Here is a 12,946-nt window from a genome sequence, read left to right on the forward strand (position 1 = left end):
TATCCTTTTGTCTGTCGCCCGCAGCTTCTCGCCCAACCGCCCTTCCGTGGACCGATTCGTCCCCGCCCGGGCGCTATTCGCGTCGCTGAAATGAATTCCGGCATCGCTATTTGCCAAGAGGACGTTGCCGCGTCATTCAGATCACGGATTCAGGTAAAAATCTTTTTAAACCCCCATCACCCGTAGGATGGGCAGAGCGAGAGCGATGCCCATCCTGTACGCTCCGAGGCTCAAGGACTGACGCCTCCCCACGAGTGCGGCGGTGGCCGACCTCCGGCCGGATGGGGCATTCGCCCCGTCCCGCCCTAAAGTCTTGCCCGGACCACGCGACGCTGGAGCGTCGGAACTAGCTCCCACGCTGGAGCGTGGGAGTTAGGGCGAGCTACGGCAAAGCATCGGCGCGTCGCCGTGGTAAACCGGATAATTCAGCGAGCCGTTCCCAACCCCCTGGCGAAGTCCGATCCCGTTGGCTCCAGTCGCGCATTCACCCCGCGGATCACCACCATCGTTTCGGGCATGGCCGCGGGCGGCTCCTCCGCTGGTGGTGGTGGCTGCGGGGCGGGTGGCCGATTCTCGGTAATCAGTCCGGGCGTACCCTCGGGCTTCGCGTCGAGCCGGTTGCCGTCCAGTGGATTGCGCAGGGTGAAACGCACCTTGCCGTCCTCGGTGGCCCTCGCGATCTCCTCCGCCTGGGAGGGATCCACCTCCAGGGTGATGGAGCGCACGATGACCGGATCCTTCTTGTCCGGAGAGGTGGTCTGATCGACCGCCAGCACCTTGAGGTTTTGCAGCAGGGTTCGCGAAACCGAGCCATCCCCGCCGGACTGGCGCCGGATGGCCAGTAGATCGACCCGGTTGCCGGGTAGCAGAAAACCGCCCACGCCGACCACCTCGTTGACCCCGACCGTGATGGCGCGCTTGCCTTCCTCGACCACCGCGGCCAGGGCGCTGCCGCCCAGATGCTCGACCACGCGCCCCTGGAGCAGGATCTCGCCCTTGTAGAGCGGCGTGGCGGCGACCCGACCGATGACCTCCTTGGGATCGGTGAAGGCGCTCGCGGGAATCGCCTCGCGGGGCAGGGGCACCATCTTGATCAGGGTGGCGTCGATCTGAGTCCCGAAGGGGACATCGGCGGACGCCGCGACCACCCCGGACAAATCACCGCCCGCGTTGGCCAGCCGGCTCGACATCCAGCGGTTGGCGGACGACGCCGCGACCCCGGCGAGCGCGAGCGAGACCAGCAGGACCAGCAGACCTCGAAGATTCATTCCGACTCTCCCTCATCCAGAAACGGCTCCGAATGCCACCAAGCGATTGTTGATTCCGATTCGATCATCGCGGCCCCCGCTCGGCTGGCCCCTTGTCGCTCTTGGTCCCGGCGGGGTTGGGATTGACGAAATAGTTGTCCCAAGCCCATCGCAAGGCGGTTTCGTCGATCCAGTCCTCGCCCCTGTAACGCCCGTAATCCAGCGCCAGGCCGAGCAGGTCGCGCGGATGGCAGGGCAGGAGGGGCACGCCGTTTCGCTCGTGCAGTGCCTCGATCAGAAAGGCGAGCAGGCTGGGGTCGAAATCAACGCCGTTCCTGGTGCATTCCTGTTGAAAAATCGCGCCGTACTCCTCCCGCGTGGACGGCTCGAAGGGCACCTTGTAGCCGATGCGCCGCAGGAAGGCGTCGTCCGCCAGAGCGAGCGGGTCGAGATTGGTCGAGAGCACCAGCACCAGATCGAAGGGCACGGTGAAGTGCTGCCCCCCCTTGAGACTCAGGTGATCCACCCGGTCCTCCAGCGGGATGATCCAGCGGTTGAACAGGGCCGCGGGCGAGATCCGCTGACGTCCCAGGTCGTCCAGCAGCAGCAGACCATTGTTTGCCCGCAGTTGCAGCGGTGCCCGGTAGAGCCGCGTGGCACTCTCGTAATGGAGATCGAGCTGGTCCATGGTCAGCTCGCCACCGGCGATCACGGTCGGCCGCTCGCAGAGTGCGTAGCGTCCGTCGAATCCCTGGTCGAGCATCACGGATTCGGACTCCGCTGGCTTAAGGCGACGATGGGTGCCTGGATCCAGGCAGCGCACCGTGCTTTCGCCGACCGCGATCGCATGGGGCACCAGCACCGGCGGACCCAGCAGACGGCTCAGACGCCGGGCGATGAAGCTCTTGCCCGTCCCGGCCGGGCCATGAATGAAGAGTGGCCGTCCCGAGTTGACGGCGGGACCGAGCCGATCGAGCAGTTCTGGCCGAATCACCGTGTCCGCGAAGGCCGCATGCACGCACGAGCGGGTCAGCGGACGCAGCCGTCCCGACTGGGCACGGACGATTCGCTCGTAATCCACCAGGGTCACCGGGGCCGGTCCCACGTAGCCATCCCGCCGCGACGCCTCGTCGGCCATGCCTCGGCCGCGCTCGGTCAGTCCATAGCGCAGAAAGGCATTGAGGCCCTGATTTCCCACCACCTCGACTCGGGCGGCGGCGCGCAGGAAAACGAGCAATTCCTCCACCAGAGCGCCAGTCAGACCCAGACGCCGGGAGAGTGTGCCCAAGTCGAGCACGCCAGCCTCGGCCAGGTGCTTGGATATCAGGTCGGCGAGGAAGGGCTCGGTTAGACCTGTATCCGCCAGCGATGCCGGGCGTTTGGCCAGATCGGCGAAGGAAGGGGCCTCCTGATATGAAGAAATCATGTCCTCAACGGCCTCATCGGGAGCCAGCTCTTAGGTGCGCCGCTGGCAGGCTGGATCGAATTCGTGCGAGCGGGCGGATCTCACAGCGACCAGAGGATCACCGCCGTACTGCCGATGGCGATCGGTACAGCCACGGGAAGGCGTACCGCCATCGCTTCGCCTTGAGCGGGCGGAATATAGCTGGGTCTCCCGGTTACCCACAGGAAGCGGAGCATCTGGCCATAACGCTTCGCCGGCCCCGTCGCGCCTTGGCGGCGCCAGGCCGTTAGGGCATAGGCCACGCCCATCAGACCGGCGGCAACGAGCGTGATGAATAAGGCCATCAGAAGTTGCTCCGGCCCCAGCAAAGCACCCACGGCGCCCATCAGCTTGACGTCTCCCGCGCCCATATGACCAAAAACATAGAATGGAAAAAGCAAGACCAGCGCCACCAGGATTCCGCCAAGACTTTGCCACAGACCCTCAAGCCCCGCGCCCCAAGTCAGGATCGACATCCCAAGTGCGATACCTAACAGCACGATCGTGTTAGGGATCCTGAAGGTTCGGAAATCAACCCAGGCGGCGGCCCAAACTACCGATAAGGTCACCACCAGCCAGACGATTGGCTGCCATTCATTTGCCGGATTGATCACGGTACGATTACCCGTGGCTGTAACATAGGTCCGATACTAAATTCGGGATTTGGATCGCTTGTTGGCATTCGATACCAAGGCATTAGCTGAATTCCGCGATGATGTTGTTCAAAAGCCCCTGGACGCGCGGATTGATCGCCGTCAGCAGCAGGAATAAACCGACGATAAGCAAACTGATTAGCAGCGCCCATTCGACTGATTCGCCGCCATTCTGGTCGATCCAGAATTGCCGCAAAACCGTCTTTTTGCTCATGGTGGCCTCGTTTAGCGAATCCAGCGCCGAAGACGTCCCCGTTCTTACTTCGACAAGCCCGAGACGAACGGGAACGCCTATACATCTTATAACTCATTAGTTTATGGTGGGCTTGTCGATCCGTGAACGGCTTTACGACATGCCTGTGGGGCTTGACGGATAGTTGGGTCTATGGTCCTACCTCAGCAGCGCCTAACCCTAGCTCCTCCCCGATAGCGCCGAAGAGTGTGCCAACATGACCGCTGATTGTAACCATGAGTCCAGCTATCCCAACAACAAGCAGTCCGACAACAAGGGCATACTCGACGATTTCGCCACCATCCTCATCCCGCCAAAACGCCTTCAACATTTCAATGCTTTTCATCTTGATCACCTTAAGTTTTATTCAAAACCGGCCTCGCCCTGAGCCTAAAGCCACGGGCGCGACAGACACGGATATTCATCCGCCAGCTCCGGGGTTACGTAAGACTACCCAGCGAGAAATAGGATGATCGCTCCGTGATCCAGTTATCGTTTTACCCCGTGATTCTTAATGTACACACGGCTTTGGTTTCGGCATATCGGTAAAAATACCCAAGTGCAGGCCGAATCACGCAACCCATGCGATCGGTCCTAGCGTATCGAGTCGCGGCTCCATGAAGGTAGCCGCTCCTACAGGCCCTTCAAGTGATCGATATCAATTTCCGACAAACGGCATCCTGGCTCTAGCCTATTGCCGTTCGTCTCTGGGAGAATAGGCTTGTCATAAACACAGGGATTCGATAAGGAATGCATCCATATGTATAGGAAACCTTACAATCCGAGCAACCCACATGGTTTTTGGCCTCCTTATTTGATGGCGATTCTCTTCGTCGCCACGCCCCCAGCCGCAACCGGGACGCCTCCCTTCGATGAATTGCCGCGCTCAGAGGATCCCGCTCGGCTGCTGGAATGGGGCAAGCAGTATTTCCATGGCGTGCGGGCGCCCCAGGACATCGACCGGGCCATCCAGCTCTATTGCGCGGCGGCGCGTCTCGGCAGCGCGGAGGCGCAGTATCGATTGGGTGACATCTATGCCCGTACCCTGACCGGCAAGACCGACGAGGTGCTGGCCGCCTCCTGGCTGCTGAAGGCGGCGGTCTCCAAGTACGACGCGGCCAGGACGCGGCTGGCCCGCTGGGATCTGACGGAGGCGAGTTTCACGCCGGAACCGGAGTGCGTGACGAGCGCCGCGATGGTGGCCCGGACCCTGCCGCGCGCCCGTCCGGTGGTGGCTAAGCCCGCCCAGCCCGAGCCGAAGGCCGAGACACCCGTCCCGGCGGTCGGCAAGAGTCCGAACCGCCGGGAGATCGAGCGTCTGGTCCAGGCGCTCGCCCCCGGCTTCCGGCTCAACCCGGAGCTGGTGCTGGCGGTGATCGAGGTGGAGTCCAACTTCAATCCCAAGGCGCGCTCGAACAAGAGCGCCCAGGGGCTGATGCAACTCATACCGGCGACGGCCAGACGCTTCGGCGTCGCGGACCCCTGGGACGCGCGTCAGAACCTCAGCGGCGGCATGGCCTATCTGCGCTGGCTGCTGGACCACTTCGACGGCGACCTGCGACTCGCCCTGGCCGGTTACAACGCGGGCGAACAGGCGGTACGGCGTCACGGCGGCGTGCCGCCCTACAAGGAGACACGCGGTTACGTCCGTCGCGTCGCGCGCGTGCTTGGCGTTTCCGAGGATGGATTGGCTTCGGTGGAGACCGGCCCGGCGGGGATCGCCGCGCCGGGCGGAGCCGGAACGGACTGGGAGCGCCGATTCTTCTCGCCCAACGCCTCGGGTTGAACCCTCGACTTTCCAGCGTTTTGTCGCGGCCGGCGTCTATTCGGTCGATTGGGTGGAAGATTCCGGGGGTCGCTGGGATGGTTGGCGAGTCCTAGTGGGATCGTCCGCCCGGTCAGCGTTCCAAGGCTCGGATCGACGCGGATGTCGCTGGCGGAATGTCGGGATCACTCCCGTTACCCCAACAGAGTCGATGGGCCATGCTGTAAACCGGCGCGCAGTCGCGAGATGGCGTCCGCCGGGATGGCTCGGCTGAAGAGGAATCCCTGGTAGACGTCGCAGCCGGCCGCGCGGAGGAAGTCGCATTGGGCGGAGGTCTCGACGCCTTCGGCGAGTACCTGGAGCTTGAGGTTGCGGGCCATGGCGATGACGGTCGCGGCGATTTCGGCGTCGTTGCGGTCGTCGGGGATGCCCTGTACGAAACTCTTGTCGATCTTGAGCTTGTGGATCGGCAGGCGTTTGAGATAGGTCAGGGAGGAATAGCCGGTGCCGAAATCGTCGATGGAGAGTGTGACGCCGAGTTCACGCAGCCGATTGAGGATTCCGACCCCGTTGGTGTCGTGATGCATGATCATGCTCTCGGTCAGTTCGAGATCCAGGCACTCGCTCGGCAGGTCGAATTCCCGCAGGCAGGCTTCGACCTGTTCGGCCAGATCGCGCTGGAGGAATTGCTGGGTCGAGAGATTGACCGCGAGGGTCATGGGTGGCTGGCCCATGTCGAGCCAGGCGCGCATCTGTCGACACGCCTGGCGGAGCACCCAGGCGCCCAACGGGGCGATCAGGCCGGTTTCCTCGGCCAGCGGGATGAAGCGGTCCGGGGGGATGAGTCCTTCCTCGGGATCCTGCCAGCGCACCAGGGCCTCGACGCCGAGAATGCGGTTGTCCGACATGGCGACCTGGGGCTGATAGTGCAGGATGAATTCCTCGCGCTCCAGGGCGCGGCGCAGCTTGGACTCCATCGAGAGGCGCGCGTTGGCGGCCAGGGTCAGGGCCTCGGTGTAATAGCGATAGGTGTTGCGGCCCTGCGCCTTGGACTGATACATGGCGGTGTCGGCGTTGCGCAGCAGTTGGGTGGTGTCGTCGCCGTTGTCTGGGTAGAGGCTGATGCCGATGCTGGCGCCGAGATAGATCTCGCGTTGTCCGGGCAACAGGAAGGGTTGCTCCATCAGCTCGATGATCAACTTGGCGACGGCGCCGGCCTCGCTGGAATGCTCGATGGATTCCAGTACCACCACGAACTCATCTCCGCCGAGCCGGGCGAGGGTGTCCTCGCTGCGCATGCGCTCGTCGAGACGACGCGCGACCGCTTGCAGCAATTCGTCGCCGACCGGGTGGCCCAGGCTGTCGTTGACGTGCTTGAAGCGGTCCAGGTCGATGAAGAGGACGGCGACCTTGTCGCGGTTGCGCCGCGCGCGATGGATGGCGTGCTCCAGTCGGGAGTTGAGCAGCAAACGGTTGGGCAGGTCGGTCAGCGGATCGTAATGGGCCAGATGCTCCAGCCGCGCCTCGGACTGCTTGACCTGGCTGATGTCGGAGAGCACGCCGACATAGTTGGTCACCTCTCCGCGTTCATTGCGTACGGTGCTGATCGTGAGCCAGGCGGGGAAGATCTCGCCATTCTTGCGACGGTTCCAGATCTCGCCCTGCCAGTGGCCGGTCTGCATGATCGAGGCCCAGAGGGCTTGATAGAAGACGCGCTCGTGCCGACCCGACTTGAGCAGGTTGGAGGTGCTGTTCAGGGCCTCGGCCTCGGTGTAGCCGGTGATCTCGCTGAAGGCGTGGTTGATGGCGACGATCCGGCCGGGAGCGTCGGTGACGACGACGCCCTCGCGGGTGTTCTCCAAAACCGTGGCGGCGAGTCGCAGCCGGGCCTGATCGCGCAGATGCTCGCTGATGTCCTGACCGACGCCGGCGATGCCGATGATCTCGCCGCTCGGATCGCGCACCGGAACGCCGTTGTAGCGGTAGGAGCGCAGGCCCTGGACGGTCTTGGCACGGGCCTCGACCTCGCTGTAACCGCGCTCGAGCGCCTGTCCGATGGAGTCGGCGAGCTTGGGTGCGTCCTCGGCCAGGAAGAAGTCCGTGAAGTCGTGGTGGCGGAGCTGCTCCTCGCTACGGCCGGTGACTTCCTCGACCCGCTTGTTCCACCAGAGCAGGCGTCCATCCAGATCGATCATGTAGAGGGTATCGCGCACCGCCTCGGTGATGGCGCGGCTCTCGCCATAGGCGTGCTGGATCTCAAGCTGCGCGCGCTTGGGCTCGGTGATGTCGCGCACGGACTCGATGGCCCCCGCCAGTTGGCCATCGGCGTCGAACAGCGGCGAGGCGATCAGCCAGAGGTGGGCGCCTTGTCCCTGCCCGAGCTTGGGACTGTGCAACTCGGCCACCAGCCGGTCGCCGTCGTGCCGGACGTATTCGAAGAGCGATTCCAGGGCCGGATCCGGGGCGAGGATGAGTTCGAGCAGAAGCGGGCGTTCCGTGACATGGAAGGCGCGTGAGAAGTCACGAATCGGCCGTCCCAGAACCTCCGCCTTGCGCACGCCGGTCAGGCGCTCCACGGCCTGATTCCAGGCGATGACGTGGCTTTGGGTGTCGACCGCGAAGGTGGCGTCCGGCAGGAAGTCGATGATGTCCTTGAGGCGTTGCTCCGAGGCGCGCAGGGCCTCCAGGGCGCGCGCGCGCTCGGCCACATGGCGGTGCTCGCGCAGCATGCGCTCAAGCAGCCGGGGCATTTGGGCGAAGGTCTCGGGGGATTTGACGACGTAATCCAGCGCTCCGGCGCGCATCGCCTCGACGGCCATCCGCTCGTCGCCGTGGCTGGTCATGACCAGCAGCGGAATGCCCTGGGTCGCGTCGTCGCGGTCGAGCAGGTCGAACGCCTTGCCATCGACCAGGTTGAGATCGGCGATGATGGCGTCCGGCGGAGATTCCGCGATGAGTCGGCGCGCCTGCGCGAGCGAGGCCGCCAGCCGGATCTCGCCGTAATCCAGGCTCGATTCCAGTGAACGGCGCACCGCCTCGGCATGGGCGGGATCGTCCTCGATGACCAGAACGGCGGCGGGTCCGTGAGGCATCGGGCTCTCAGCTCGGATAACGATTGAATCCTAGCCAATAGCAACCGAAGGTTTCGAGGAGTCGGCGGAACTGCTCGAAATCGACGGGCTTGACCAGGTAGCTGCTGGCCTGGTTGGCATAGGCGCCGCGAATGTCGGGTGGGGCGGCCGAGGTGGTGAGCACCACGACCGGGATGATGGCCAGCTCCGAATCCTGCTTGATCCGGCGCAGCACCTCCAGCCCCCCGACCTTGGGTAGACGCAGATCGAGCAGGATGATGCACGGCCGGGGGCTGGAAGCCGGATCCGCGTATGGCCCCTGGCGGAAGAGATAGTCGAGTGCTTCCTGGCCATCCTCGACGTGTCTGATCCGGGTCGGAATCTGGCTGAGTTCCAGGTTCCGACGGGCGATCTCGGCATGCGCGGGATCGTCCTCCACCAACAGAATCAATAATGGCTCAACCTGCATTCGCCGATAGCTCCCGGATGATAGGCCGCCGTGGATGGGAACAGGGATCCGGACCCCCGCCGGGGCGATCCCGAAGCCTGGACGATTCGCTGGTGGCAAGCGCGGAGGCCGGTGGTTCCTGTCCCCCGCGCGGCCGGTAAGGCACGCGATTCCTATCGCGCCTTGACTTTACCATGATAATTATCCTGGTTTTCCGATTCCGCGACAGGCTAGCTGGATGTCTCCGTCGCCTGGGCGACCTCTGTTGGACGGCCTTTCATTGTGACGGTTCGACCAAATTGCGAGGGATTGGCATGAACGATCCGACGAACGATCCGTCCGAGGAGCGCGCGAGCGCGATGCTGGATGTCGCGGAGCACCAGTCGCCGGAGGAGCGGATTCGGCTCTTCGAAGCCCTGGCCGATGCCTCGGGGGACGCGATCGTGATCGCCCGCTCGGATGACCAGGTGCTCATCTACGCCAATCGCGCGGCGCATCGCCTGTTCGGCTGCGATCCGGAGCGGCGCGAGATGCTCGGGCAGGACGGAAAGCGCTATTGGCCCGCCGAGGATCTGCCGCTTCTCGCGACCCTGATCCCGCGCGCGCTGGCCGGGGGCTGGACCGGAGACCTGCGCCAGAGACGGCGCGATGGGGCCATTTTCGATGTCAATGCCACCATCTTCGGTCTGCGCCCGAACGTGCGTCGTCCCCCGCTGCTGGTCGCCATGATCCGCGATATCAGCGAGCGCAAGCGCATGGAAACCGCGCTCAAGCTGATCCAGTTCGCGGTCGATCGGTCGGCGGATGGCTTTTCACTTATCGATCCCGATGGGCGTTTTCTCGATGTCAACGAGTCCTTGTGCGCGGCGTTCGGGCTCGGGCGGGAGGAACTCCTGGGGAAGTCTGTCCTGGACATCGATCCGGATGTCGACCGGGACGAGCTGGCGCGTCTCTTCGAGGTACTGCGCCGGCAAGGGCGACTGCTGCTGGAGTCACGTCACCGACGTCGGGATGGGTCGGTCTTTCCGGTCGAGATCCTGGCCAACTATCTCAACGTCGATGGGCGCGAATACAACTGCTGCTTTTCGCGCGATATCACCGAGCGTAAGCGGGCCGAGCAGGCGCTGGAGGACTCACGGCGGAGTTTGAGCGAGCTGATCGACGCGGTACCGGACGCCCTCTTCGCCGTCGATGCCGAGGGTCGCGTGACCATCTGGAATCGGGAGATCGAGCGCATGTCGGGGGTTCCCAAGGAGGCCGTGATCGGGCAGGGCGATCAGGCCCATGCGCGCGCCTTTTATGGAATCGCACGGCCGATGCTCATCGATCTGGTGTTTTCGGAGGAAGAGCCGGGAGAGGAGATGCGGGCGCTCTACGACCAGGTCCAACGCGACGGTGACACGGTGCTGGCCCAGGTCTATCTACCCCAGGTCTATGGCGGACGCGGCGCCCATGTGTGGGGCAAGGCGCGACCCTTGCGGGACGCGGACGGACGTATCGTGGGCGCGATCGAGATCATCCGGGATATCACCGAGCAGCAGGAGGCCGAGAAGGCGCTGCGTCTGAGCGAGACCCGTTTTCGCTCGGTCGTGAGCAATGCCCCGGTGATCCTGTTCGAGTTGGACGAAAGCGGTCTGTTCCGTCTGATGGACGGTCGTGGACTGGAGTCGCTCGGGTTGCGTCCGGGCGAGTTGGTGGGATCCTCGGTGCTCGCCTTCTTCGACGGGGAGGTGCCGATCCAGCGTCATCTCGATCAGGCGATCGGCGGCGCGCCGGTCCAGTTCAACGCGCGTGTCGGCCAGCGCGTCTTCGAGATCTTCTTCAATCCGGTGCGGGATCCGCGCGGCGGGCGCGTCTCCGTGATCGGCGTGGCCCTCGACGTGACCGAGCGCAGCGAGCGCGAGGCCGAGCTGACCCGCTTCACCTACACGGTGTCGCACGACCTCAAGAGTCCGCTGGTGACGATCCGCACCTTCCTGGGTTTTCTGGAGCAGGATTTCGTCAAGGGTGACGCGCAACGCATCGACAAGGACATCGGTTTCATCCGCAACGCGGCCGAGCGGATGAGTCGTCTGCTCGACGAGCTGCTGGAGCTGTCGCGCATTGGCCGCGTCGTCAACGAACCGACCGAATTTCCCTTGCTGGAGGTGGCGCGCGAAGCCCTGGACCTGGTCGCGGGGAGGATCGTCGAGCGGGGTGTCACGGTCGAGTTGAGCCAGACCCAGGTACTGGTTCGCGGCGATCGTCCGCGCCTGGTGGAGGTTCTGCTCAATCTGTTCGACAACGCCGTCAAGTTCATGGGCGATCAACCGCGACCGCGGATCCAGGTCGGGGTCGAGTCGCGCGAGGGAGAGGTCGAGGTCATCGTGACCGACAACGGGCAGGGCATCGATCCGAGACACGCCCACAAGATCTTCGACCTGTTCGAGAAACTCGACGCGGGCTCGCAGGGCACGGGCATCGGTCTGACCCTGGTGCGACGCATCATCGAGGTCCACGGCGGGCGGATCTGGGTCGAATCCGAGGGGGCGGATCGGGGGGCCGCGTTCCATTTCACCTTGCCAGCCCCGGCCCCAGGTTGTTGATGCAGGCGGCCACGGCCGAGAAGGCGGTGATCAGGTCGATCCCGGTGGCGGCGAGCATCAGATACATGAGGATGAAGCTGCCGACATAGAGCGCGAAAAAGCCCCGGAGGACTCAGAGGAAGGTCACGCCGACCTGGAACAGCCGTTCCACTTCGGAAATGCGGCTTTTGTCCTGGAGAAAAAGGATGACGTGATCCTCGGACTCGATGAGGGTGTCGTGGTGGGCGATCAGAACCTCCTCGCCCCTGACCAGCGCGCCGATGCTGGCCCCCTTGGGGAGCTTGAGTTCCTCGATGCGACGACCGACCACCTTGCTGGAGGTCCGGTCGCCGTGGGCGATCGCCTCGATCGCCTCGGCCGCCCCGCGCCGCAGCGAATGCACCATCACCACGTCGCCCCGACGGATATGCTTGAGTAGGCTGCCGATGGTCGCCTGTTGGGGCGAGATGGCGATGTCGATGTTTCCGGACTGGACCAGGTCGACGTAGGACGGACGGTTGATGAGCGCCATCACCTTGCGCGCCCCGAGCCGCTTGGCCAGCATGGCGGAGATGATGTTGGCCTCGTCGTCGTTGGTGACGGCGCAGAAGACGTCGGTGTTCTCGATGTTCTCCTCGAGCAGCAGTTCCTGATCGGCGGCGTCGCCGTGGAGCACGATGGTCTTTTCGAGATCCTCGGCGATGCGTTTGCAGCGCTTCAGGTTGCGTTCGATGATCTTGACCCTGAGGCTTGGTTCCAGGGCCTTGGCCAGTCGCGTACCGATGTTGCCGCCACCGGCGATGATCAGGCGTCGGTAGGAGTTGTCGATCCGGCGCAACTCGCTCATGACCGCGCGGATGTGATGCGGCGCGGCGACGAAGAAGACCTCGTCGTCGACCTCGATGCGGGTATCGCCCTCGGGTTGGATGGCGCGATCCTGGCGATAGATGGCGGCGACGCGCGCCTTCACCTGGGGCATGTGCTCGTGCAGCGCGCGCAGTTCCTGGCCCACCAGCGGGCCGCCATGAAAGGCGCGCACGGCCACCAGCCGGATGCGTCCGCCGGCGAAGTCGAGCACTTGCAGCGTGCCGGGGGTTTCGATCAACCGGAGGATGTAATCGGTGACCAGCGCCTCGGGGCTGATGGCGACGTCGATCGGCATGGCCTCGCTGCCGAACAGCCTGGGCTGATCGAGAAAGCTCTGGGCGCGCACCCGCGCGATCTTGGTCGGCGTGCGAAAGAGGGTATAGGCGACCTGACAGGCGACCATGTTGGTCTCGTCGCTGTTGGTGACGGCGATGATCATGTCGGCGTCTTCCGCGCCGGCGCGCATCAGGACGTCCGGGTGCGCGCCGTGCCCCATCACGGTTCGCAGATCGAAGCGATCCTGGAGTTCGCGCAACAGATCCGCATCCTGATCGACGACCGTGATGTCGTTGGCCTCGCTGACCAGATTCGCCGCCACCGAGCTGCCGACCTGGCCCGCGCCGAGGATGATGATCTTCATTCAGCCGCCAGCTTC

General features: G+C 64.1%; 10 protein-coding genes. 2 read left to right on the top strand and 8 right to left on the bottom strand.

Annotated elements, in window-relative coordinates; genetic code table 11:
* Positions 1-425 precede the first annotated feature (425 nt).
* From cpaB to CKO27_RS11320, 5 genes are all read right to left on the bottom strand, one after another.
* The gene (gene cpaB, locus CKO27_RS11300; protein WP_200374998.1) at positions 426-1,268 is read right to left on the bottom strand and encodes a Flp pilus assembly protein CpaB; all 843 of its coding nucleotides are present in this window, start codon (positions 1,266-1,268) and stop codon (positions 426-428) included.
* A 64-nt stretch (positions 1,269-1,332) separates the two neighbouring features.
* Entirely contained in the window at positions 1,333-2,673 is a 1,341-nt protein-coding gene (locus tag CKO27_RS11305; protein ID WP_200374999.1) for a P-loop NTPase family protein, read from the bottom strand.
* A gap of 80 nt (positions 2,674-2,753) precedes the next feature.
* On the bottom strand, positions 2,754-3,305 hold the full coding sequence (locus tag CKO27_RS11310; protein WP_200375000.1) for a prepilin peptidase: 552 nt from the start codon (positions 3,303-3,305) through the stop codon (positions 2,754-2,756).
* Between the two features lie 82 nt (positions 3,306-3,387).
* Positions 3,388-3,558: a hypothetical protein gene (locus CKO27_RS11315; RefSeq protein ID WP_200375001.1), complete on the bottom strand. Its 171-nt coding sequence runs from the start codon at positions 3,556-3,558 to the stop codon at positions 3,388-3,390.
* Between the two features lie 169 nt (positions 3,559-3,727).
* Positions 3,728-3,922, bottom strand: a complete 195-nt coding sequence (locus CKO27_RS11320) for a Flp family type IVb pilin (RefSeq protein ID WP_200375002.1) — start codon at positions 3,920-3,922, stop codon at positions 3,728-3,730.
* A 471-nt stretch (positions 3,923-4,393) separates the two neighbouring features.
* Here CKO27_RS11320 and CKO27_RS11325 point away from each other — a divergent pair, with 471 nt between their 5' ends.
* On the top strand, positions 4,394-5,362 hold the full coding sequence (locus CKO27_RS11325; RefSeq protein ID WP_200375003.1) for a lytic transglycosylase domain-containing protein: 969 nt from the start codon (positions 4,394-4,396) through the stop codon (positions 5,360-5,362).
* Positions 5,363-5,535: 173 nt separating this feature from the next.
* Here CKO27_RS11325 and CKO27_RS11330 read toward each other — a convergent pair whose 3' ends face one another.
* Together CKO27_RS11330 and CKO27_RS11335 are read right to left on the bottom strand one after the other, a co-directional pair.
* Entirely contained in the window at positions 5,536-8,433 is a 2,898-nt protein-coding gene (locus CKO27_RS11330) for an EAL domain-containing protein (RefSeq protein ID WP_200375004.1), read from the bottom strand.
* Between the two features lie 7 nt (positions 8,434-8,440).
* The gene (locus CKO27_RS11335; protein ID WP_200375005.1) at positions 8,441-8,881 is read right to left on the bottom strand and encodes a response regulator; all 441 of its coding nucleotides are present in this window, start codon (positions 8,879-8,881) and stop codon (positions 8,441-8,443) included.
* Between the two features lie 338 nt (positions 8,882-9,219).
* On the opposite strand from CKO27_RS11335, the gene CKO27_RS11340 reads away from it, so the two are divergent.
* Entirely contained in the window at positions 9,220-11,445 is a 2,226-nt protein-coding gene (locus CKO27_RS11340; RefSeq protein ID WP_242470865.1) for a PAS domain-containing sensor histidine kinase, read from the top strand.
* Positions 11,446-11,557: 112 nt separating this feature from the next.
* Here the strand turns inward: CKO27_RS11340 and trkA are convergent, their stop codons facing one another.
* Entirely contained in the window at positions 11,558-12,931 is a 1,374-nt protein-coding gene (gene trkA / locus CKO27_RS11345; protein WP_200375007.1) for a Trk system potassium transporter TrkA, read from the bottom strand.
* Positions 12,932-12,946 lie beyond the last annotated feature (15 nt).

Origin of the sequence: Thiocystis violacea (assembly GCF_016583575.1) — a bacterium.
Lineage (GTDB): Bacteria > Pseudomonadota > Gammaproteobacteria > Chromatiales > Chromatiaceae > Thiocystis > Thiocystis violacea.

What these genes read in the sequence shown, in the direction of transcription:
- CKO27_RS11320 (WP_200375002.1), bottom strand. Translation starts at nt 3,922, where the DNA reads ATGAAAAGCATTGAAATGTTGAAGGCGTTTTGGCGGGATGAGGATGGT.
- CKO27_RS11305 (WP_200374999.1), bottom strand. Translation starts at nt 2,673, where the DNA reads ATGATTTCTTCATATCAGGAGGCCCCTTCCTTCGCCGATCTGGCCAAA.
- CKO27_RS11330 (WP_200375004.1), bottom strand. Translation starts at nt 8,433, where the DNA reads ATGCCTCACGGACCCGCCGCCGTTCTGGTCATCGAGGACGATCCCGCC.
- CKO27_RS11340 (WP_242470865.1), top strand. Translation starts at nt 9,220, where the DNA reads ATGCTGGATGTCGCGGAGCACCAGTCGCCGGAGGAGCGGATTCGGCTC.
- CKO27_RS11335 (WP_200375005.1), bottom strand. Translation starts at nt 8,881, where the DNA reads ATGCAGGTTGAGCCATTATTGATTCTGTTGGTGGAGGACGATCCCGCG.
- CKO27_RS11315 (WP_200375001.1), bottom strand. Translation starts at nt 3,558, where the DNA reads ATGAGCAAAAAGACGGTTTTGCGGCAATTCTGGATCGACCAGAATGGC.
- trkA (WP_200375007.1), bottom strand. Translation starts at nt 12,931, where the DNA reads ATGAAGATCATCATCCTCGGCGCGGGCCAGGTCGGCAGCTCGGTGGCG.
- cpaB (WP_200374998.1), bottom strand. Translation starts at nt 1,268, where the DNA reads ATGAATCTTCGAGGTCTGCTGGTCCTGCTGGTCTCGCTCGCGCTCGCC.
- CKO27_RS11325 (WP_200375003.1), top strand. Translation starts at nt 4,394, where the DNA reads ATGGCGATTCTCTTCGTCGCCACGCCCCCAGCCGCAACCGGGACGCCT.